The organism is Sphingomonas sp. (assembly GCF_050725575.1).
In the GTDB taxonomy this organism is placed as follows: Bacteria; Pseudomonadota; Alphaproteobacteria; order Sphingomonadales; family Sphingomonadaceae; genus Sphingomonas.
Genome location: NZ_JBOHHW010000003.1, coordinates 92502 through 112668, shown reverse-complemented (window position 1 = coordinate 112668; position 20167 = coordinate 92502). Strand labels below are relative to the sequence as shown.

Here is a 20167-nt window from a genome sequence, read left to right as displayed (position 1 = left end):
CGTTCATGCCATAGCCCACCCATGGCTCACACAAACGCCCCACAACCGCGAACCCCGCACCGGCAGAACCGCCTATCCGCTGTTCCCACCCCTGTTCCGGTTCATTCCACCCCTGTTAATCACCGCTGTTCCATAACAGCGGTGGTGCAATATATGATACTGAAATACCGCCATAAATCTGCGGCCAAAATCCAACATAACAGGGGTGGTTTTTTTATTCCGCCAGAACAGCGGTCAGCCGTTCCGCAAACGCCGACCGCGCAGCGGACAAGCCGGTTGAGCGGACCCCGGCTTTGCACTACCTCAACCGTAACAAATAATGAGGGTCCCGAATGACGGCGACGATCGCGCTAGTCGATGACGACCGCAATATCCTGACGTCCGTGTCGATCGCGCTGCAGGCCGAAGGCTTTGTGACGCGGGTCTATTCTGACGGCGAAACCGCCCTGAAGGCGCTGATCGAGAATCCGCCCGACCTGGCGATCTTCGACATCAAGATGCCGCGCATGGACGGGCTGGAACTGCTCCGACGGCTGCGTGAGAAGCAGGCGACGCCGGTTATCTTCCTGACCTCCAAGGACGATGAGCTCGACGAGGCGCTCGGCCTCGCGATGGGCGCGGACGATTATATCGCCAAGCCCTTCTCGCAACGCCTGCTCATTGCGCGCATCCGCGCGATCCTGCGTCGCACCGAACTGGCCCAGGCCGGGCCGGCCGGGGACGAGGAATCCGTCGGCGGCGAGCTGGAGCGCGGGCGGCTGACCATGGATACCGCGCGGCACCGCGTGACCTGGGGCGGCGCCAATGTCACGCTGACCGTGACCGAGTTCCTGATCCTCGAAACCCTCGCGCAGCGCCCGGGCATCGTGAAGACGCGCAACCAGCTGATGGATGCCGCCTATCAGGATGATATCTATGTCGATGACCGCACCATCGACAGCCATATCAAGCGCGTGCGGCGCAAGTTCAGGCAGATCGACCCCGAATTCGACGCCATCGAGACGCTGTATGGCGCCGGATATCGCTTCTCCGAGGAATGAGGCGGGAGACTGACGACGGCGAATTGACGCTTCGCTGGTCTGGCCGTGTTTCGCTCACGCCGCGGATCCTGTTCGTCAACATCTTCGCGCTCGCGCTGCTCGCCGGCGGGTTCTTCTACCTCGATTCCTATCGTAGCCGGATCGTCGACAGCCGTGTCGCCCAGGCCAGCCGCGAGGTGCGGCTGATCGCCGAGGCAATGCGCTCGGTCCAGCCGGAACGCCGCGACGCGCTCGCGCTGCGTCTTGCCCGTGACACCGGCGCGCGGCTGCGCCTCTACGACGAGGCCGGGACGCTGATCAGCGACACTCGCACGCTCGGCCTGCGCAATGTCGTGCTGCAGGACCCCGACAAACAGGATTGGGGTCAGGGTGCGGCGCGCTTCCTTGACGCGATGATCGACACGGTTGTCGGCACGCCCCGCGCGCCGCTCTATCGCGAACGCAGCGCCGGGCTCGACTGGCCCGATGTACGCACAGCGCGCAATACCGAGACAGCGCCCGCGACAGTGTGGCGCGCGCCCGATCGGACGCCGGTGATCACCGCGGCCGCCGCCATATCCGGGCCCAAGCCAGGGCCCAAGGCGACGTCCAAGGCGGGGCCCAACACTGTACAGGGCGTGGTGATGACGACGATGAACGCGACCGACATCACTCAGACGGTGCGGGTCGAGCGGTTCCGCCTGAGCGTCGTGCTGCTGATCGTCGCGATCGTCTCGATCCTGTTGTCGCTGTTCCTTGCGCGCACCATTGTGCGGCCGCTCCGCCGACTGGCGCGGGCGGCGGTGCGGGTGCGGCTCGGGCGCGCACGCGAAGTGGTGGTGCCACGCCTGCCGACGCGCCGTGATGAGGTCGGCATGCTCGCGCGCGCGCTATCGGACATGAGCCTTGCCCTGCGCGCGCGGATCGATGCGACCGAGGCGTTCGCCGCCGATGTCGCGCATGAAATGAAGAACCCCCTCGCCTCGCTCCGGTCCGCGGTCGAGGGGCTGTCGCTGGTGCGCGACCCGGAATTGCAGGAGCGGCTGCTTGCGATCGTGCGCGACGATGTCCACCGCATGGACCGGCTGATCACCGACATTTCGGAAGCGTCGCGGCTCGATGCGCAGCTCAGCCGCGCCAAGTTCGAGCCGGTCGATATTGGCGCGATGCTCGACGGGTTGCTCGCCCAGCGCAACGAACGCGGCATCGAACGCGGCATCCGGCTGCGCTTCGACCATCGCAAGAGCGACCGGCTGATCGTGATGGGCGAAGGGTCGCGGCTCGAACGCGTGTTCGAGAATCTGGTCGACAATGCCGTGTCCTTCTCGCCCGATGGTGGCCTGATCAGCATCGCCGCGGCGCGCGACCAGGACGAGCTGATCATCAAGGTCGAGGATGAAGGGCCCGGCGTACCGGAAGAAGCGCGCGAGCAGGTATTCAGCCGATTTCAGTCGCTGCGTCCTGAAAGCGAGGAATTCGGTAAGCATTCAGGTTTAGGCCTCGCCATTGCGCGGACCATCGTCGAGGGGCATCAGGGATCGATCGTGGTCGAATCGCGCGAGGATCGATTGAGCGGGGCACGTTTCGTGGTGACATTACCCCTAAGGGATCGCCGATGAGCCGCGACCCGAGACTTCTCGTAAAGGCTGCCGGCGTCTCGACCGAGACGCTGCATGTGTCGACCGTGGCGATCGATGGCCGGGCCGTGCTGATCGAAGGACCTTCGGGCGCGGGCAAGTCGGATCTTGCACTGCGCCTGATCGATCGCGGCGCGGTGCTGGTCAGCGATGATTACACGATCCTGGTGCGCAACGGCGAAACATTGCTTGCATCGGCACCGGTGACGATTGCCGGCAAGATCGAGGTGCGCGGTATCGGCATCATCGTGATGCCCTATGTCGAGCGCGTGCCCGCTGCCTTGCTGGTGCGTCTGGCCGGTGGCTTCGACCGCATGCCGCTCGAGCGGATGGAGCGGAAAGTCGCCGGGATCGCGATACCCGAAGTGACGCTGGACGCGCATGAGAACTCGGCGCCGATCAAGGTCGAATTGGCGTTGCGACGAATCGCAGCCCCGGAATGAACCGCGACCCCAAGAATATCCTGCTCGTCACGGGTATGTCGGGCGCGGGCAAGTCGACCGTCCTCAGGACACTTGAGGATCTCGGCTGGGAGGTGGTCGACAATCTCCCGCTGCTGCTGCTCGACCGGCTGCTGTCGGCACCGCTGCCGGAAAGTGCGGAGAGCATTTCGCAGCCGCTGGCGCTTGGGATCGGCGCCCGGACGCGCGATTTCGACCCCGAACGGGTGGTCGAGCGAATCCAGAAGCTGCGGGAGGACCATGGCCATGACATCGGCACATTGTTCCTCGATTGCGCCGGCGGCGAGCTCGAACGGCGCTATTCCGAGACGCGGCGGCGCCATCCGCTGGCGCTCGACCGGCCAGCAAGCGACGGCATTGCGCGCGAACGCGAACTGCTCGCGCCTCTGCGAGCTTGGGCCAACCGGCTGATCGACACGACCAGCATGACCGCCAATGAGCTGGCGCAGAATGTTCGCGAAACCTTTTCCGGCGAGAAGCTCGGCGCGCCGACCCTGTCGGTGACGTCATTCGGTTTCGCCCGCGGCGTGCCGCGCAATGCTGATCTGGTGTTCGACATGCGCTTCCTGCGCAATCCGCATTGGGTCGAGGCGCTTCGGCCCGGCACCGGGCTCGATGCCGCTGTCGGGGACTATATCGCGGGCGACCCTGCTTATGACGCCGCACTGGCGCAGATCGAATCGCTGCTGCTGTTGTTGCTGCCGCGCTACAGAGCCGAGGGAAAATCCTATGTGACGATCGCATTCGGCTGTACCGGCGGGAGACATCGCTCAGTGCATGTCACGGAACGGGTAGCCCAACGGTTGCGCGACGAAGGATTTTCGCCCACGGTCACTCACCGCGATCTTGCCGCGGCGCCCCAGGACTCGCTGGAGGGCGCACCGGCAAGTGGGCCTGGAAGTGGAACTGTTTTGCAATGATCGGCCTGGTTCTGGTGACGCATGGGCGCCTCGCCGATGAATTCGTGACCGCGATGGAGCATGTTGTGGGCAAGCAGGATCGTATCGCGACCATCGCGATCGGCCCTGACGACGACATGGAAGCGCGCCGCAGCGATATCGCCAATGCGATCGCTCAGGTCGACACCGGTCACGGCGTCATCCTGCTGACCGACCTGTTCGGCGGCACGCCCTCCAATCTGGCCATCTCGCTGATGGAAAAGGGTCGGGTGGAGGTGATCGCCGGGATCAACCTGCCGATGCTGATCCGACTCGCCTCGGCACGGACGCGGATGAAAGTGGTCGATGCCGTCGCTGCGGCGCGAGAGGCGGGGCGGAAATATATTACCGTCGCTTCCGAGGTGCTGGGCGAGGCCGCTGCCTGATGCCGGTGCAACGGACGGTCCTCATTACCAACAAGCGCGGCCTTCATGCGCGGGCCAGCGCCAAGTTCGTCACCCTCGCCTCGACTCAGGCGGTCGAGCTGTCGGTCGAAAAGGACGGCGCGGGCAGCGTGACCGGCACCTCGATCATGGGCCTGATGATGCTCGGCGCGGCGATGGGCGATTCGATCACGATCAGCGCCGATGGCGACGGTGCCGAGGCTGCGGTCGGCGCCTTGTGCGAACTGGTGGAAGCCAAGTTCGGCGAGGATTGATGCCGCGCGAGATTACCGCCTTTTCCAACCCGCTGATCAAGCGGGTGCGCGAGCTGCGCGACAAGCGTCACCGCCGCGAACAGCGCCAGTTCCTTGCCGAGGGATTGCGCATCCTGACCGAGGCGCGCGAGACCGGACGCCTGCCCCAGACGCTCTTCTACGCCGCCGCCAGCGCCGGGCATCCGCTGGTCAACGCGCTGTCGATCGACGTCGAGGCGGCGGGCGGCGAGTCGATCCAAACCACACCGGACATCCTCTCCAAGCTGTCGGGCAAGGACAATCCCCAGGCGGTGGTGGGGGTGTTCGACGAATTCGCCAGCTCGCTCGACTCGCTCGACCGCGGCAGCGCCGATATCTGGCTGGTCGCGGAGCGGCTGCGCGACCCGGGCAATCTCGGCACGATCCTGCGCACCGGCGATGCGGTCGGCGCGGGCGGCCTGATCCTGATCGGCGAAAGCGTCGACCCCTTCTCGGTCGAGGCGGTTCGCGCGAGCATGGGCGCGCTGTTCACCGTGCCGGTGGTGCAGGCGGAATGGTCGGAGTTCGTGCCGTGGCTGCGCAGCGGCCCAGGCCAGCTTGTCGGGCTCAGCCTCGATACCGAGAGCGACTATCGCGCCGCGCGCTACATCTCGCCGACCTTCCTGCTCACCGGCAATGAAGCACAGGGCATGCCGGACAATTATGCCGCCGAGTGCGACCTGCTGGTCAAGATCCCGATGCTGGGCAAGGCCGACAGCCTCAATGCGGCGGTGGCGACGGCAGTGATGGCGTACGAGGTATTGGCGCAGCGCCGCGGCTGATGGCCTCTCGGCCGGTTGCGTAATGATCGGTTCAGCCACGCGGCGATAGTCGCGATGGCTCAAGGAGATCCGTCATGAAGTTCGCCCCCGCCGTCATCCTCATCTTCACTGCGCCTGCCCTGTTGCTGACCGGTACCGCGTTCGCTCAGCGGGAGCGCGCGCCGCTTTACGAAGCGGTCGGCACCGAGCCGGGCTGGACACTGGCGATCGACCGCGACCTGATCCGCTATGTCGGCGACTATGGCCGGACCCGGGTGACCGCCTCGGCACCCGAGCCGCGGCCGAGCTTCAATGGGCGGCGTTATGTCACCGACCGCATCATCGTCGACATCACCAATGTCCGGTGCAGCGACGGGATGAGCGACCGGGTCTATCCGGACAAGGTGACGGTTACGATCGGGCGCCGCACGGTCAGCGGGTGCGGCGGCGCCTCGATTGCGGCCCCCGCCCCTGCCCCGGCATCGGCACTCTCCGGTGCCTGGCGGATCGAGAGCGTCGGCGGCCTGCCGACACGAGGCCCGAAGCTGGCATCGGTAACTTTCACCGGGAACCGCATCGGCGGCAGCACCGGCTGCAACAATTTCGGCGGCACCTATCGCTTCGAGCGCGGCTTCCTCGTCACCGGCCCGTTGATGGCGACTCAGATGGGGTGCCAGCCGGGGGTGATGACTCAGGAACTGGCGATCCTCGGCGCGTTCAATCAGCGGCTGAGCGTCAGCTCCAATCGCAGCGGCAAGCTCGTGCTGAGCGGGCGTGGCCAGACCAGGCTGGTGCTGGTGCCGGCATTCTCCGGGCGGCGCTGACGCGTCTCGTCAGCTGGATTTCGGCCGGTGCTCCCTGACGTACTGGAGCTCGGTCTTCGCGTTGGCGTTATTGGGATCGAGCTCGAGGCATTTCTGCAGCAATGCCTCCGCCTCGTCCCAGCGCCCCAGCTCGACCATGATATAGGCCCTGCCGAACCAGGCGCGCCCCAGGTCTCTGACGCGGTCCGGGCCGGGACCTTCGGCGGCCGCCTCCGCCCGCCGATAGGCATCAAGCGATGCTGGCCAGTCCTTGAGCTGCTGATACGCAAAGCCCAGCTCGCCGAGATACTGGCTGCGCTGCGGGCGCATCGCGATCGCTTTCTGCAGAAAGGGTATGCCGGCCTCGGGCTTGCCCATGTCGATCAGAATATACCCCTTGGCCCATAATCCCAGACACCAATCGGCCGGGATCGCGATGGCACCTCGCGATGGCTTCGCGGCAGCCGCTCCGGCCAGATAGAGCAATGTCTCTTCCGACCCGTCGGCGCAAAAGATCCGGCGCTTTTCACTGGCATAATGCGCTTCGCTGTCGGCCAGGAATGGATCGAGCAGTTGCAGCGCGAGGTCATTCTTCTTGGCCAGCATGGCCTCGAGCGCCTGGGACAGCCGGACATCCTGCGATCTGGCGGCAGTCGCGGGCTGACTGGGCGCCTGAACGGCGATCGGTGGGGCGCTCAGCATCAGCGCGAGCAGGATTGTCATCATTCACTCCCTCACGATCAGCCGTCCGGTTTCGCAAGCTCAGCCGGCCCGGGCGCGTTTCCCGGAAGCCCCGCATTATAGCTGCCGAATTCGGGCGCCAGAAATTGCAAATTCTGCTGACGCACGGCCGCACCGGCATCGTCGTACAGGAATGGCAGAAAGGCATAGCGCTTGCCGCGCGTGACCGGTGTCGCCTCGTGCAGCAGCGAGCAGGAAAAGACGACCGCCCCGCCGGTCGGCGCGCGATAGGTGCGCGCGCCAAATTCGGGAAAGCGCAGATCGCCGCCCTCATAGTCTTCGGCGTTGAGGTTGATCGTGCAGGCGAATTTGCGATGCGCCGTACCCTTGGTGGTGTTGTCGCGATGCGCGCGAAAATGGCCGCCGCCATGATCGTCGTCGTAACAGGCGACGATCCAGCGTTCGATCCGCGTCGCATCGAATTGAAAGGCGCGGCTGATCATCGGGCGCAGAAAGCGATTGAGCCGCGCCCTAAGCGCGGCGATCAATTGCTCGTCCTCGATCGCGCAATCCGACCGCCGCTTATGGGCGTGGTCGACCTTGAGCACGGTCATCCCATTCTCTTCGCGCATGAAGCCGGACTCTTCGCCACCCTGTCGCTCGTAAAGCTCGATCAGCTGGCGACAGAGCGCCGGTTCCAGGATGCGCGGCGCGATCAGCACCGGCGCGTTGATGTCACGGCTGCGATCCCGGTTCTGCCCGATCAATGCCTCCAGCCCGGCCATGATCCTGTCGCCGTCAGCGATCTCGGCACGGTCGACGACACGCAGCATCGTATCGAGCAACAGCCAATGCGGTCGATAACGCTGCGCCTCTCCTTCGTCATCGACCGCACCATATCGTCCTGACACCGCGCGGTCATGGTCGAGGAACCAGCGGATACCGGGCAATGACGGCTCAATTCGCTTCTCACTGACGTCGCCAGGGTCGATCGAAACGCCGAAGAAGCAGGCATTGGCATCGTCGAACAGATGGCGGTGGCGTTCCACCACTTGCAGCGCGGCCTGGCTTGCCGGCCAGCCGGCACTGCCATGGAACAGCAGGACGATTGCCCGACCGGCAACGGTATCGAACGCGTAGCGCGGACTGCCGCCAAGTGCGGCGGCGTGAAACCAGGGAGCGAGGTCGCCGGGAACGAGAAGCTTGGCCATAGACGAACGGGATACCTGATCGATAATCGCTGTAAACCTTGCGTTGCGGGTCCATTGGCTATTGTGGTTGTGGTTCACGAATTGCGGCTGAGCGAGAAACGAGTGACCGATGACGAACAGCCATTGGTAAAGGCACATTCCACTCGCTGGCGAACCACCGGCAGAGCCGGTTGTCTTATCGCCGCCGTCGTGCCGCTCCTCGCGATTGTCGTCCCGCTGGCGTCGCCCAACAGGTACGAATTCGTCAAGGCGCGGACGATCGATAACAACAGCGGCTGCAAGATCGACCTCGAAGATTTTACGCGCGGACGATCGAAGTATTTTTTCCTCTGGATCCATGAAGACGTTCTCGAAGCACCATTCGACATGAGACTGAAGGTGCGATGCGACGACTTGCCATCGGGCCAACCCCGAACCGTGAAACTGCATATTCCCGGATCGGGCGAAACCCTCGCGCTGGGTGTGAACTGTGGGGCCGGAACAGACCAGACCGGCGCCTGCCACATCGCGCTGCCTCCGAAATTCATCCGCCACGACGCGCCAACGCGATTCTTGCTGGAGATCGTCAAGGCCGAAGGCCGTCCTTCGACCAGCGCGGCCGTGGACGTTTCAATTCAGCGATCGACCCACACCTGGTGGAACACCATAGTCAATGTCACGTGACGCCGAGCCGGATAGCCGCCGGCGGGCTATTCGGCTGCTTCATCCAGATCGCCCTCGATCAGCACCGGACCGTCACCATAGCGCGCCAGCGCCTCGACCGGTGGCACGTCCTCGATTTCGCGCGCGCCGGGCTCGATGTTGAGCTCCTTCAGCTTGCGGGCCGTGACCAGGGTGCGGCTTTCGAAACTGGAGACGAAGGCGTTGTAATTATTGACCGCCGAGGTCAGCCCGCCGCCAACCTTGCGCAGATCCCCGGCCGCCTTGGCCAGCCGGTCGTACAACTCCTTGCCCAATTCACCGATCTGGCGCGCTTCCTTGGCGAGCCGCTCCTGGCGCCACACCGCCGAGACCGTCCGGGCGATGGCGATCAGGTTGGTTGGAGTGGCGAGCAGCACGCGCTTTTCGAACGCGAAGTCCCACAAGGTCGGATCATGCTCAAGCGCCGCTGACAGGAAATGTTCGCCCGGCACGAACATGATGACATAATCGGGGGCATCGGCGAACTGGCTCCAATAGGCCTTGTTGCCGAGACCGTTGACGTGCGCGCGCATCGACGCGGCATGGGCGGCAAGCCCGACCAGCCGTTCGGCCTCATCGACCGCGCCGAACGCATCCTGATAGGCGTTGAGCGAGACTTTGGCGTCGATCACCAGGCTGCGTCCGCCAGGCACGGTGACGATCGCGTCGGGACGCAGCCGCCCCCCTTCGTCACCGCCGGAGATGCTCACCTCGGTCTGGAAATCGGTATGTTCGGACAGGCCGCAGGTTTCGAGCACATTCTTCAACTGCTGCTCGCCCCAGCGGCCACGCGACTTGGGCGCATTGCGCAGCGAATTGACCAGCTTCGCGGCTTCGCTGCTGACTTTCTCCTGGCCGACGCGCAGCCCTTCAAGCTGCCCCTTGAGCTGGTCGAACGCGCCCTTGCGCTCGGATTCGACCTTGCTGACGGTCTCCTCATATTTCAGCAGCCGGTCGCTGACCGGCTGAAGCATGGATTTGAGGTTCTGGCCGGCGGTTTCCTCCGACTGTTTGAACCGGGCATCGGCCCGGGTGAGGAACGTCTCCTGCGCCTCGGCCAGCAATTTATTGGACACTTCGGCGAATTGCGCGGCCATCAGGTCCTTGGCTTCGCGCAGCTCGGTCAGTCGCGTCTCGAAAGCGCCGGCCTGAGCCTTGAGCGTGGCGAGATCGGTACGCGCGACATCGCGTTCGTCGCGGATGATCTCAAGCGTCCCGGTAAGCTGCACCGCCGCGCGCGCGCGTTCCTCGGCCAGGGCAAGATCGACCAGAGCGCGCTTATGCTCCTCGGCGCGCGCATCGCGCTCGGCGCGGATCTCGGCACTGCCTCTCCCGCCCAGGAACCAGCCCGCGCCAAGCCCCGCCAGCAGGGCAACAATCAACAATAACGAAATGGTCAGGCCGTTCATTGGGTCTCTCGATGGAACATTGCAGGAACCCTAGCGTGGAGGATTGTGTTGCGCCAGCCCTTGGCTAGGAGAGGCGCCATGCAGACCGACATTGCGATTTCCCGCGCCGCCACCCTGAAACCGATCAATGAGATTGCCGCCACGCTATCGATCCCTCCCCAGGCGGTCGAACCCTATGGCCATTTCAAAGCCAAGATCGACCTGTCCCGCGTCCCGGCGACGGGAAAACAGGGCAAGCTGATCCTTGTCACGGCGATCAATCCGACACCGGCGGGTGAAGGCAAGTCGACCACATCGGTTGGCCTCGCCGACGCGCTGAACCGGATCGGTAAGCGCGCGATATTGTGCCTGCGCGAGCCGTCGCTCGGGCCATGCTTCGGAACCAAGGGCGGTGCGGCCGGGGGCGGCTATGCTCAGGTCGTACCGATGGAGGATATCAACCTCCACTTTACCGGCGATTTCCACGCCATCACCTCGGCGCATAATCTGCTCGCGGCGATGATCGACAACCACGTCCATTGGGGCAATGCGCTCGATATCGATGTGCGGCGGATCGTGTGGCGGCGCGTGCTCGACATGAACGACCGGGCACTGCGCGATATCGCCCAGTCGCTTGGCGGCCCCGCCAACGGCTATCCGCGCGAGAGCGGTTTCGACATCACGGTCGCGTCGGAGGTCATGGCAATCCTGTGCCTGGCGCGCGATCTGGAAGATCTCGAAGCCCGGCTGGGGCGGATCGTCGTTGCCTATACCCGCGGCAAGCAGCCGGTCACGGCGCGCGACCTGAAAGCCGATGGCGCGATGGCGGTGCTCCTGGCACAGGCGGTGAAGCCCAATCTGGTGCAGACACTGGAAGGCAATCCGGCCTTCGTCCATGGCGGGCCGTTCGCGAATATCGCGCATGGCTGCAATTCGGTCATCGCCACGCGCGCCGCGCTTGGTCTGGGCGATTATGTGGTGACCGAAGCGGGGTTCGGCGCGGATCTCGGCGCGGAGAAGTTCTTCGACATCAAATGCCGCCAGTCGGGACTGAAGCCATCAGCGGCCGTGATCGTCGCAACGGTGCGCGCGCTGAAGATGAATGGTGGCGTGGCCAAGACGGATCTCGCCGTCGCCGATCCCGAGGCGGTACGGCGCGGCGGCGTCAATCTGGCGCGGCATATCGAAAATGTGCGACAGTTCGGCGTGCCGGCAATCGTCGCGATCAATAAATTCTCGACCGATACCGATGCCGAACTGGAGGTGATCCGCGAGATCGCCGCGGCCCAGGGCTCCGAAGCGATCCTGTGCACGCATTGGGCCGATGGCAGCGCGGGCGCCGAAACGCTGGCGGAGAAAGTCGCGGAACTGTGCGACCATGCGACACCGCAATTCGCGCCGCTCTATGATGACGGGCTGTCACTGTTCGACAAGATCAATACCGTCGCGACGCGCATCTACCGCGCGGAAGAGGCGATCGCCGATCCCGGCGTGCATGCGCAGCTCAGGCGATGGGAAGATGCCGGGTTCGGCGCCCTGCCCGTGTGCATGGCGAAGACCCAGTACAGCTTCTCGACCGATCCGGCGAAGCTCGGCGCGCCGACCGGGCATGTCGTGCCGGTGCGCGAAGTGCGGCTGTCGGCGGGCGCCGGGTTCGTCGTGGCAATCTGCGGCGAGATCATGACCATGCCGGGATTGCCGCGCGTGCCGGCGGCGGAGTCGATCCGGTTCGGGGCGAATGGCGAGATCGAAGGATTGTTCTAGCGCTTAGCCCTCTCCCCTTCGGGGAGAGGATTGGGAGAGGGGCAGTGTGTCATAAGGACGGTGCCGGACTGCCCTCTCTCGACTTCCCCCGGCCTTCGCCGGGGTCGTCTGCCCTCTCCCCGTAGAGGGAGGGCAAGATAGGCTCACGCTGCCTTACGCGCCTTGGCGAGCTTCTTCAGCACCATGTCGCGCTTCAGCCGCGAGATATGGTCGATGAACAGCACGCCGTTGAGATGGTCGATCTCATGCTGGATCGCGGTCGCCATCAGGCCGTCGAATCCCTGCTCATGTGCCTTGCCGTCGCCGTCGAGCCATTTGATCGTGCAACGCGCCGGGCGCTCGACCTCGGCATATTGATCGGGGATCGAGAGGCAGCCTTCGTTATAGGAAGCGAACTCGTCGCTGACCGACACGATCTCCGGATTGATGAAGACATGCGGCACGCGGACCGGCTTGGCGTCCTTCTCGTCGCTTTCCGGCTCCTGCAGGTCGATCACGACGATGCGTTGCTCGATCGCGACCTGAGTCGCGGCAAGGCCGATGCCGCGGGCATCGTACATCGTGTCGAACATGTCGGAGACGATCGCGCGGATAGAATCGTCCACGCTTGCGACGGGCTTCGCGACGGCACGCAGGCCGGGATGCGGGACTTCGAGGATTTCCAATATTGCCATTGCCGCGAGCTAGGAAAGAGCGGGCCTGACGTCAAGCGACCGGTCGTCTCGCTCTCAGCGCCTGCGCCAGCGTGCCTTCGTCGAGATAATCGAGTTCGCCGCCGACCGGCAGGCCATGGGCGAGTTGAGTCACGCGGATCGGGAAGCGCTCGATCCGCTCGGCGATATAATGCGCGGTGGTCTGTCCCTCGAGCGTGGCGTTCATCGCAAGCACCACCTCGTCAATGCCGCCCGCTTCGATCCGGCGCACCAGCGAATCGATCGTCAGATCTTCCGGCCGGATGCCTTCAAGCGCCGAGAGTCGACCGCCAAGGACATGGAAGCGGCCGGGAAACAGTCGTGAGCGATCGAGCGCCCAGAGATCGGCGACTTCCTCGACAACACACAGCGCGCGCGAATCGCGCCGCGGGTCGATACAGATTCCGCACGGATTGATCGTATCGATATTGCCGCAGATCGAACAGGTTGCGAGATTTTCCTCAACCGCGTTCAGAGCATTGAGCAAAGGCCCGAGCGCGGTTTCGCGCTTCTTGAGCAGATGCAGCACCGCGCGGCGCGCCGACCGCGGCCCCAGGCCGGGAAGCCGCGCCAATGCCTGTGTCAGGGCTTCGATCTCGGGAGACGCCATTTGGAACAGATAGGGGGTTGCGCTGCCCTCCGGCAAGCGGCCAGAGCATAGCCATGCGGATCATCTTCATGGGCACGCCCGAATTCTCGGTGCCGGTATTGCAGGCGCTGGTCGATGCCGGTCACGATGTGGCGGCAGTCTACAGCCAGCCGCCACGCCGTGCGGGACGCGGCAAGGCGCTGACTCCTTCCCCGGTTCAGGCGCGCGCCGAGGCACTGGGGCTGGCGGTGCGAACGCCGATATCGTTGCGCGACGCAGAGGCGCAGGCGGAATTCGCCGCTTTCGGGGCGGAGGTCGCCGTGGTCGCAGCTTATGGATTGATCCTGCCGCGTGCGGTGCTCGACGCGCCCCGCCTTGGCTGCCTGAACGTCCATGCGTCACTCTTGCCGCGATGGCGTGGCGCCGCGCCGATCCAGCGCGCGATTCTCGCCGGCGACACCGAGACCGGCGTGTGCATCATGCAGATGGAGGCCGGGCTTGATACCGGGCCGGTGCTGTTACGCGAAGCGACCGGCGTTGACGCCAAGACGGCTGGCGAACTGACCGATGAACTGAGCGCAATGGGCGCGCGACTGATGGTGACGGCGCTGGCCGATCTCGATGCCTATCCGCCCGAGCCACAGCCGGACGATGGCGTCACCTATGCCGCCAAGATCGACAAGGCCGAGGCCCGGATCGATTTCACCCGCAGCGCGATCGAGGTCGAGCGCCAGGTTCGCGCTTTCAACCCGGTCCCGGGTGCCTTTTTCGAACTCGCCGGCGAACGTATTCGAATTCTCGAAGCGGTGGCGAAAGCCGGCTCGGCCGAGCCAGGTCTGGTCGTCGGTGACGCGTTGGAGATTGGCTGTGCGGATGGCGTGCTGTCACCGGTTCACGTCCAGCGTGCCGGGCGTGGCGTCATGACGTCAGTCGAGCTGCTGCGCGGCTTTTCGATCCCGGCCGGAACGGTGCTGACGTGACACGCTTCGCGCTGACCGTCGAATTCGATGGCCGGCCCTTTATGGGCTGGCAGCGGCAGAGCCATGGCCCAAGCGTCCAGGCGGCAATCGAGGCGGCGGCGCTGGCGATCACCGGTGAAACGGTGGCGGTGCATGCCGCTGGGCGCACCGATGCCGGGGTCCATGCGCTGGGTATGCGCGCGCATATCGACGTGATGCGGCCGATCACCCCGTTCCGGCTGATGGAAGCGCTCAATGCGACGCTGCGGCCCGATCCGGTGGCGATCCTGGCGTGCGAGATCGTGCCGGACGATTGGCATGCGCGTTTTTCCTGCCTGGCGCGGCATTATGAATATCGCATCGTCACGCGCCGCGCACCGCTGACCGTCGAGCGCGGCCTGGCCTGGCGGGTGCCGATCGGCCTCGACGCCGACGTCATGGCGGACGGCGCGGCCCGGCTGGTCGGACGCCATGACTTCACCACCTTCCGCTCCGCGCATTGCCAGGCCGACAGCCCGGTGCGCACGCTCGACCGGCTCGATGTGCTGCGCGAGGGGGAGCGCATCCTGGTGCGGGCATCGGCGCGGTCGTTCCTGCATCATCAGGTCCGCTCGATGGTCGGATGCCTGGCGCTGGTCGGTCAGGGAAAATGGTCGGCGGACGATATGAGCGCCGCGCTGGAGGCCCGGGACCGGGCGGCGCTCGGGCTTAATGCACCGCCGGACGGGTTGTTCTTTCTCCGGGCGGATTATCCCTGAACGGGCCGTCGCCGTCGCTCGCCCTGGATGGAGATCGACCGGGGGCAAACGTCACGCCCAAGTCGCCAATTGTCTTTAAATACCTGATATATAATGATATTATACGGCCAGTTCCGCCGGACGGCGGCCCAACATATGCGACTACCGGTGTCCCATATCTCCAGCTTCTTATCGCAGGATGGCCTGAGCTGGGCGCGATTTCGGGGCCGATATCCCGCCGACGCGACAGCCCGAAAGATATGACACTTCCGGTGTCCCATATCTCCCGCCGCCCCGCCCGCCGGAGGTCCGTTGCCGGCAGCGATTCAACCATCACCCGGGATCAGGCATCTCGTTGCTTGCCGGACTTGTACCGGCGCGCTCTTTCTTGGTGTCGAGAACAGCAATGCCCCGATGCCATCAGTGCAATGGCCTCGCGCATGGCCATGGCCGCTACAACGCGCCTGATATAGGCCGTTAACGGCTGAACCGCGCCGCCAGTTCGACATGAGTCGACCAGCGGAACTGGCCGACCGGCTGAATCCAGTCGAGCCTGTAACCGCCTTTGCACAGCATCTCCGCATCGCGTGCAAAGCTGCTGGGATTGCAGGAAACATAGGCGATCACGGGTACCTGAGACTCGGCCATCAGCAATGCCTGTTCACGCGCGCCCGCACGGGGTGGATCAACGATGATCGCCTGGAACCGGTCCAGTTCGACCACGGTCAGCGGACGCCGGAACAGGTCGCGGTGATCAGCGAAGATCTGGCGACGGGCCAGCGCGGCCGCCGATTTGAGCGAACCGATCGCATCGCGCGCCGCTTCACCGGCATAAACGCGGCCCGGCAGCGCGAAGGTGAAGGTGCCGAGGCCGGCGAACAGATCGGCCGTCGTGGTCGCCCCGCCAATCGCTTCGCGCACTGCCGCGACCAGCGCCGCCTCCCCCTCACGCGTCGCCTGAAGAAAGGCGCCGGTTGGCAAGGCGACAGGCACGCCGCTCAACGTGATGGTGACCGGCTCGGGTTCCCAGCGGACTTCCGGGCCAAGGCCGCTGTCGATCGCGAAGCGCGCGACATTGTGTTGACTGCAGAAATCGCTGATCGCCTCGGCCGCAGCCAGCCCCTCCGGCTCGATCCCCTCGATCAGCAGATCGATGCCCTGATCGGCCTCGGTCAGATGCAGGCGCGCACGGCGGTTCTTCTTGAGGAATTTGGCGAGCAGGGGCCGCAGCGGCGCGATCACCGCGAACAGCGCCGGGGTGAGGATATGGCATTCCTCAATATCGACCAGCACATGGCTGGCATTTTCGCTGAAACCGATCTGGATGCGGCCGCCCTTCATCTCGGCCTGCAGCGCGGCGCGGCGGCGGCTGGCCGGCGGCGATAGCAACGGCGCACGAATGTCGGTGTCGAGGCTGTGCGCCGCCAGCGCGCCGACGATGCGGTCCGTGATGAAGTCGCTATAGCTGGCGTCATCGAGATGCTGCAGCTGGCACCCGCCACAGCGCGGAAAATGGCGGCATGGCGGCGCCTGATGATGCGGGCCCGGAATGACGTCGCCGCTGATCGTCAGCAGATCGCCCGGCGCGGCCAGTGCGGCGTGGCGGCCATCGGCGGTGATGCCCTCGCCTCGGGCGGCGACGCGGACGATGGTGTCGGTCATACTCTGCTCCTGACGGCCGTCAGGGCGTCTGCAAGATCATCGGCGATAAAGGCGCCGCGCAGTCGCTGTGCGGCGCGGGCATGCGCCCATACGCCGGCACAGGCGGCATCGAAAGCATTGTTTCCACCTCCCGCCAGGAAAGCGCCGACCGCACCGGCCAGGACGTCGCCGGTGCCGGCGGTCGACAGCCAGGCATTGGCCGCTTGCGCAATACGAACTGCTCCCTGTGGCGACGCGATGACGGTATCGGCGCCCTTGAAGACGATTGTCGCACCAGACCGTTTTGCGGCCGCGCGGGCGCGGTCGATCTTGCTCTCGTCGCCCTTCCCGAACAACGCATCGAACTCACCGGCATGTGGCGTCATGATCACCGGCGCGGCGCGATCGCGAAGGGTTTCGAGACGCGCCGTGTCGAGCAGATGAAGTGCATCGCCATCGATCACCAGCGACGCCGATGACATCAGAGCCTGGTCGAGGCGTGAACATGCCGCATCGCTACGCCCAAGGCCGGGACCAATGATCACCGCGCCGATGCGCTTGTCGGTCAACGCATCCGGCGCAAACGCCTTGCGCACCACGGCATGCGGCTGCGGCGCGCCATGGTCGGTGAGCAGCAGGACATAGCCGGCACCGGCGCGCAGTGCGGCAATCGCCGACAGTTCGGCGGCGCCGGGCATGTCGCCGCCGATGATCGCGACCATGCCGCGCGAATATTTGTGCGAGTCCGGGCCAGGGTTCGGCAGATCGGGCGCGGCCAGCACTGCGGCATCGCTCGAGACCGCTACGCCGATATCGAGGACACGGACCGCCCCGCACAGGCCGGCGGCCGGATATAGCAGATGCGCAGGTTTCGGCGCACCGAGCGCCAGCGTGACGTCAGCCGTGGGAATATCGCCAAGCGCCACACCGCGGTCGGTGTCCAAACCACTCGGCAGGTCGACCGCGATCGACAGCCGTGCGCGGGCATTCAACCGCTTCAGCACCGCGACGATCGCCGGATCGAGCGGTCGCGACAGGCCGGTACCGAACAGGGCATCGACCAGGATCGGTGCGGATTTCGTCTCGGCCAGCGTCTCGACCGGTCCGGTCCAGCCTGCACAGGCAGTGCGCGCCGCCTCGGTCGCCGGTGGCGCGAGCGCGGCAACACGCACGGGCAAGCCCCACTCGCGCAACGCCGCGGCCGCGACATAGCCGTCGCCGCCATTATTGCCCGGACCGCACAGGATCAGCACCTCGCTGCCCGATGCGAGCCGCAGGATCGCCCGGGCGACTTCTGCCCCGGCGCGGCCCATCAGCGCGTCGACGGTCGTGCCGGCGGTGATCGCGACGTCCTCCGCCGCGCGCATTTCTGCTGCAGTAACAATGGGGTTGCCGGCAAGTGGCGTCATGGCTTCTTGGCAGCGGGTCCGCGCACGGTGGCCGGCAGGCGATAGCGATCCCCGCCCAATGCGACCTCGATCTTGTTGTCGGCCAATATGGTGACCTTGGCCTGTTCCGCCCCGTCGGCCGCAACCACGCCGCGCCCGTCCTTGGTCACCAGCAGGCGGTGAAAGGCCCCGTCGGGATGGCGCACGGTCAGGATCAGGCCATCGGCGGTGGTTTCGCGGTCGACGGTACAGACGCGCGCAAAATCATTCGAACCGCCCCGGGCGCAGACCAGCTCGCCCTTGTCCTCGACCGCGGCGCGCTGTTCGGCCTCGACCTTGGCCAGGGTGGAATGGTCGGTCTTGGTCTCGCCGCACGCGGCAAGGCTGAACGCGATAGGGAGAACAAGCAGGCTTGCGCTAGATATCCGCATAGACATGGCGTTCGGCACTGGCTCCCGGGTGCGTGACCGCGCCCTTATAAGCCGGGCCGACCGTCGCCGCATAGCGCCACAGCGCACCGGACTGGTACTCGTTCGTGCGCGGCTGCCAACGCGCGCGCCGCTCCGCCAGCACATCGTCCGCGACATCGAGGTCGATCGTGCCGACAGCCGCGTCGATGCTGATGATATCGCCATCCTCGACCAGCGCGATCGGCCCGCCATCGGCTGCCTCGGGTCCGACATGGCCGATACAGAAACCGCGCGTCGCGCCCGAAAAACGGCCATCGGTGATCAGCGCGACTTTCTCGCCAAGGCCAAGTCCATAGAGCGCGGCGGTGGTCGACAGCATTTCGCGCATGCCGGGGCCACCCTTGGGCCCCTCATAGCGGATGACGATCACACAGCCCTCGACGATGTTGCGCGCCTCGACCGCCGCGAAGCAATCCTCTTCGCAATCGAACACCCGTGCCGGACCGCTGAACTGCAGGCGGTGCATGCCGGCGACTTTCACAATCGCGCCATCGGGCGCGAGACTGCCGCGCAGGCCGACCACGCCGCCCGTCGCGGTGATCGGCGTCTTGACGTCATAAATGACCTTCTGGTCGGGGTTCCAGGTGACCTGATCGATATTCTCGCCGAGGGTCTTGCCCGTCACGGTCAGGCAATTGCCGTCGAGGAATCCACCCTCAAGCATCGTCTTCATCAGCATATAGACGCCGCCCGCTTCGTACATATCCTTGGCGACATACTTCCCGCCGGGCTTCAGGTCAGCGATGTAAGGTGTTGATTTGAAAGCTTCTGCAACATCGAACAGGTCGAACTCGATCCCCGCCTCATTGGCCATGGCGGGAAGATGCAGCGCGCCGTTGGTCGATCCGCCGGTCGCCGCGACGACGCGGGCAGCGTTGATGAACGCCTCGCGCGTGCAGATGTCGCGCGGACGGATGTTGGCCTCGAGCAAAGCCATGACCTGATCGCCGGCGGCGCGGGCGATCTCGTCACGGCCGCGATACGGCGCCGGCATCATGTTGGAATTGGGCAGCGACAGGCCAATCGCTTCGCCGACACAGGCCATGGTATTGGCGGTGAACTGACCGCCGCACGCGCCGTGCCCCGGACAGGCGACCTTTTCGAGCTCGATCAGTTCCTGCAAGGGGCATCCGCCGGCGGCGTATTGGCCGACCGCCTCGAACACATCGACCACGGTGACGTCCTTGCCGTGATAGCTGCCGGGCAGGATCGACCCGCCATAGACGAAGATGCTCGGCACGTTGAGGCGCAGCATCGCCATCATCATGCCGGGAAGCGATTTGTCGCAGCCGGCAAAGCCGACCAGCGCGTCATAGCAATGGCCACGCACGCTCAGTTCGACCGAATCGGCGATCACCTCGCGGCTGACCAGCGAGGATTTCATTCCCTGATGGCCCATCGCGATACCGTCGGTGACGGTGATGGTATTGAAGCGGCGCGGCATCCCGCCGCCCGCGATGACGCCGGCCTGCGCCGCATCGGCCTGGGCATCGAGCGTGGTGTTGCACGGCGCGGAGTTGTTTCCGGCGCTGGCAAGCCCGACGAACGGCCGGGCGATATCCTCCTCGGAAATGCCCATGGCATAATAATAGCTGCGATGCGGGGCGCGTTCCGGACCGACTGAAACATGGCGGCTCGGCAGGCGAGACTTGTCGAATATGCGGGTCATGC

At 65.2% G+C, this 20167-nt stretch carries 21 protein-coding genes; 12 read left to right on the top strand and 9 right to left on the bottom strand.

Annotated elements, in window-relative coordinates:
* Nucleotides 1-332: 332 nt before the first annotated feature.
* The 8 genes from ACRECS_RS03225 to ACRECS_RS03190 all read left to right on the top strand — a co-directional run bounded on the left by ACRECS_RS03225 (nucleotide 333) and on the right by ACRECS_RS03190 (nucleotide 6316).
* Entirely contained in the window at nucleotides 333-1040 is a 708-nt protein-coding gene (locus ACRECS_RS03225; protein ID WP_431581513.1) for a response regulator, read from the top strand.
* The gene (locus ACRECS_RS03220) at nucleotides 1037-2638 is read left to right on the top strand and encodes a stimulus-sensing domain-containing protein (protein WP_431581512.1); all 1602 of its coding nucleotides are present in this window, start codon (nucleotides 1037-1039) and stop codon (nucleotides 2636-2638) included. Before ACRECS_RS03225 ends, ACRECS_RS03220 begins: the two co-directional genes overlap by 4 nt.
* Nucleotides 2635-3099: an HPr kinase/phosphorylase gene (locus ACRECS_RS03215; protein ID WP_431581511.1), complete on the top strand. Its 465-nt coding sequence runs from the start codon at nucleotides 2635-2637 to the stop codon at nucleotides 3097-3099. Before ACRECS_RS03220 ends, ACRECS_RS03215 begins: the two co-directional genes overlap by 4 nt.
* Nucleotides 3096-4037 (top strand): RNase adapter RapZ, encoded by a 942-nt coding sequence (gene rapZ, locus ACRECS_RS03210; RefSeq protein ID WP_431581510.1) that lies wholly within the window; start codon nucleotides 3096-3098, stop codon nucleotides 4035-4037. Before ACRECS_RS03215 ends, rapZ begins: the two co-directional genes overlap by 4 nt.
* A complete protein-coding gene (locus ACRECS_RS03205) occupies nucleotides 4034-4441 on the top strand; it encodes a PTS sugar transporter subunit IIA (RefSeq protein WP_431581509.1) in 408 nt (135 codons plus the stop codon). Before rapZ ends, ACRECS_RS03205 begins: the two co-directional genes overlap by 4 nt.
* Nucleotides 4441-4713, top strand: coding sequence for an HPr family phosphocarrier protein (locus tag ACRECS_RS03200; protein WP_183112883.1), 273 nt, complete (start codon nucleotides 4441-4443; stop codon nucleotides 4711-4713). Before ACRECS_RS03205 ends, ACRECS_RS03200 begins: the two co-directional genes overlap by 1 nt.
* Complete coding sequence (locus tag ACRECS_RS03195; protein ID WP_431581508.1) at nucleotides 4713-5513, top strand: TrmH family RNA methyltransferase; 801 nt, start codon at nucleotides 4713-4715, stop codon at nucleotides 5511-5513. Before ACRECS_RS03200 ends, ACRECS_RS03195 begins: the two co-directional genes overlap by 1 nt.
* Nucleotides 5514-5587: 74 nt before the next feature.
* Nucleotides 5588-6316, top strand: coding sequence for an META domain-containing protein (locus ACRECS_RS03190; protein ID WP_431581507.1), 729 nt, complete (start codon nucleotides 5588-5590; stop codon nucleotides 6314-6316).
* A gap of 9 nt (nucleotides 6317-6325) precedes the next feature.
* Here the strand turns inward: ACRECS_RS03190 and ACRECS_RS03185 are convergent, their stop codons facing one another.
* Together ACRECS_RS03185 and ACRECS_RS03180 are read right to left on the bottom strand one after the other, a co-directional pair.
* Nucleotides 6326-7018, bottom strand: a complete 693-nt coding sequence (locus ACRECS_RS03185) for a tetratricopeptide repeat protein (protein ID WP_431581506.1) — start codon at nucleotides 7016-7018, stop codon at nucleotides 6326-6328.
* A 17-nt stretch (nucleotides 7019-7035) separates the two neighbouring features.
* A complete protein-coding gene (locus tag ACRECS_RS03180; RefSeq protein ID WP_431581505.1) occupies nucleotides 7036-8187 on the bottom strand; it encodes a 2OG-Fe(II) oxygenase in 1152 nt (383 codons plus the stop codon).
* A gap of 102 nt (nucleotides 8188-8289) precedes the next feature.
* Between ACRECS_RS03180 and ACRECS_RS03175 the strand changes: the two genes are divergently transcribed.
* The gene (locus tag ACRECS_RS03175; RefSeq protein ID WP_431581504.1) at nucleotides 8290-8850 is read left to right on the top strand and encodes a hypothetical protein; all 561 of its coding nucleotides are present in this window, start codon (nucleotides 8290-8292) and stop codon (nucleotides 8848-8850) included.
* Between the two features lie 26 nt (nucleotides 8851-8876).
* Here ACRECS_RS03175 and ACRECS_RS03170 read toward each other — a convergent pair whose 3' ends face one another.
* Nucleotides 8877-10277, bottom strand: a complete 1401-nt coding sequence (locus tag ACRECS_RS03170; RefSeq protein WP_431581503.1) for a DNA recombination protein RmuC — start codon at nucleotides 10275-10277, stop codon at nucleotides 8877-8879.
* Between the two features lie 78 nt (nucleotides 10278-10355).
* On the opposite strand from ACRECS_RS03170, the gene ACRECS_RS03165 reads away from it, so the two are divergent.
* Nucleotides 10356-12020 carry a formate--tetrahydrofolate ligase gene (locus ACRECS_RS03165; protein WP_431581502.1) on the top strand — a complete coding sequence of 555 codons (1665 nt, stop codon included), beginning with the start codon at nucleotides 10356-10358 and terminating at the stop codon, nucleotides 12018-12020.
* A gap of 143 nt (nucleotides 12021-12163) precedes the next feature.
* Here ACRECS_RS03165 and def read toward each other — a convergent pair whose 3' ends face one another.
* Together def and recR are read right to left on the bottom strand one after the other, a co-directional pair.
* Nucleotides 12164-12694 carry a peptide deformylase gene (gene def / locus ACRECS_RS03160; protein WP_431581501.1) on the bottom strand — a complete coding sequence of 177 codons (531 nt, stop codon included), beginning with the start codon at nucleotides 12692-12694 and terminating at the stop codon, nucleotides 12164-12166.
* Between the two features lie 31 nt (nucleotides 12695-12725).
* Nucleotides 12726-13322, bottom strand: a complete 597-nt coding sequence (gene recR, locus ACRECS_RS03155) for a recombination mediator RecR (protein WP_431581642.1) — start codon at nucleotides 13320-13322, stop codon at nucleotides 12726-12728.
* Nucleotides 13323-13375: 53 nt separating this feature from the next.
* Here recR and fmt point away from each other — a divergent pair, with 53 nt between their 5' ends.
* Both fmt and truA read left to right on the top strand, forming a co-directional pair.
* Complete coding sequence (gene fmt, locus ACRECS_RS03150; RefSeq protein WP_431581500.1) at nucleotides 13376-14281, top strand: methionyl-tRNA formyltransferase; 906 nt, start codon at nucleotides 13376-13378, stop codon at nucleotides 14279-14281.
* Nucleotides 14278-15018: a tRNA pseudouridine(38-40) synthase TruA gene (gene truA / locus ACRECS_RS03145; protein WP_431581499.1), complete on the top strand. Its 741-nt coding sequence runs from the start codon at nucleotides 14278-14280 to the stop codon at nucleotides 15016-15018. Before fmt ends, truA begins: the two co-directional genes overlap by 4 nt.
* 456 nt (nucleotides 15019-15474) lie before the next feature.
* Here the strand turns inward: truA and ACRECS_RS03140 are convergent, their stop codons facing one another.
* Genes ACRECS_RS03140 through ilvD form a run of 4 tightly spaced genes read right to left on the bottom strand, consistent with a single transcriptional unit; the run spans nucleotide 15475 to nucleotide 20165 of the window.
* On the bottom strand, nucleotides 15475-16659 hold the full coding sequence (locus ACRECS_RS03140) for a class I SAM-dependent RNA methyltransferase (RefSeq protein WP_431581498.1): 1185 nt from the start codon (nucleotides 16657-16659) through the stop codon (nucleotides 15475-15477).
* Nucleotides 16656-18047, bottom strand: a complete 1392-nt coding sequence (locus ACRECS_RS03135; RefSeq protein WP_431581497.1) for an NAD(P)H-hydrate dehydratase — start codon at nucleotides 18045-18047, stop codon at nucleotides 16656-16658. Before ACRECS_RS03135 ends, ACRECS_RS03140 begins: the two co-directional genes overlap by 4 nt.
* Nucleotides 18044-18457: a hypothetical protein gene (locus ACRECS_RS03130; protein ID WP_431581496.1), complete on the bottom strand. Its 414-nt coding sequence runs from the start codon at nucleotides 18455-18457 to the stop codon at nucleotides 18044-18046. Before ACRECS_RS03130 ends, ACRECS_RS03135 begins: the two co-directional genes overlap by 4 nt.
* Nucleotides 18444-20165, bottom strand: coding sequence for a dihydroxy-acid dehydratase (ilvD, locus tag ACRECS_RS03125; protein ID WP_431581495.1), 1722 nt, complete (start codon nucleotides 20163-20165; stop codon nucleotides 18444-18446). The genes ACRECS_RS03130 and ilvD overlap by 14 nt, the downstream gene beginning before the upstream one ends.
* Nucleotides 20166-20167: the final 2 nt, after the last annotated feature.

Excerpts from the sequence above, each read along its gene's own strand:
- ACRECS_RS03225 (WP_431581513.1), top strand. The coding sequence starts at position 333 with ATGACGGCGACGATCGCGCTAGTCGATGACGACCGCAATATCCTGACG.
- ACRECS_RS03220 (WP_431581512.1), top strand. The coding sequence starts at position 1,037 with ATGAGGCGGGAGACTGACGACGGCGAATTGACGCTTCGCTGGTCTGGC.
- ACRECS_RS03215 (WP_431581511.1), top strand. The coding sequence starts at position 2,635 with ATGAGCCGCGACCCGAGACTTCTCGTAAAGGCTGCCGGCGTCTCGACC.
- rapZ (WP_431581510.1), top strand. The coding sequence starts at position 3,096 with ATGAACCGCGACCCCAAGAATATCCTGCTCGTCACGGGTATGTCGGGC.
- ACRECS_RS03205 (WP_431581509.1), top strand. The coding sequence starts at position 4,034 with ATGATCGGCCTGGTTCTGGTGACGCATGGGCGCCTCGCCGATGAATTC.
- ACRECS_RS03200 (WP_183112883.1), top strand. The coding sequence starts at position 4,441 with ATGCCGGTGCAACGGACGGTCCTCATTACCAACAAGCGCGGCCTTCAT.
- ACRECS_RS03195 (WP_431581508.1), top strand. The coding sequence starts at position 4,713 with ATGCCGCGCGAGATTACCGCCTTTTCCAACCCGCTGATCAAGCGGGTG.
- ACRECS_RS03190 (WP_431581507.1), top strand. The coding sequence starts at position 5,588 with ATGAAGTTCGCCCCCGCCGTCATCCTCATCTTCACTGCGCCTGCCCTG.
- ACRECS_RS03185 (WP_431581506.1), bottom strand. The coding sequence starts at position 7,018 with ATGACAATCCTGCTCGCGCTGATGCTGAGCGCCCCACCGATCGCCGTT.
- ACRECS_RS03180 (WP_431581505.1), bottom strand. The coding sequence starts at position 8,187 with ATGGCCAAGCTTCTCGTTCCCGGCGACCTCGCTCCCTGGTTTCACGCC.
- ACRECS_RS03170 (WP_431581503.1), bottom strand. The coding sequence starts at position 10,277 with ATGAACGGCCTGACCATTTCGTTATTGTTGATTGTTGCCCTGCTGGCG.
- ACRECS_RS03165 (WP_431581502.1), top strand. The coding sequence starts at position 10,356 with ATGCAGACCGACATTGCGATTTCCCGCGCCGCCACCCTGAAACCGATC.
- def (WP_431581501.1), bottom strand. The coding sequence starts at position 12,694 with ATGGCAATATTGGAAATCCTCGAAGTCCCGCATCCCGGCCTGCGTGCC.
- recR (WP_431581642.1), bottom strand. The coding sequence starts at position 13,322 with ATGGCGTCTCCCGAGATCGAAGCCCTGACACAGGCATTGGCGCGGCTT.
- fmt (WP_431581500.1), top strand. The coding sequence starts at position 13,376 with ATGCGGATCATCTTCATGGGCACGCCCGAATTCTCGGTGCCGGTATTG.
- ACRECS_RS03140 (WP_431581498.1), bottom strand. The coding sequence starts at position 16,659 with ATGACCGACACCATCGTCCGCGTCGCCGCCCGAGGCGAGGGCATCACC.
- ACRECS_RS03135 (WP_431581497.1), bottom strand. The coding sequence starts at position 18,047 with ATGACGCCACTTGCCGGCAACCCCATTGTTACTGCAGCAGAAATGCGC.
- ACRECS_RS03130 (WP_431581496.1), bottom strand. The coding sequence starts at position 18,457 with ATGCGGATATCTAGCGCAAGCCTGCTTGTTCTCCCTATCGCGTTCAGC.
- ilvD (WP_431581495.1), bottom strand. The coding sequence starts at position 20,165 with ATGACCCGCATATTCGACAAGTCTCGCCTGCCGAGCCGCCATGTTTCA.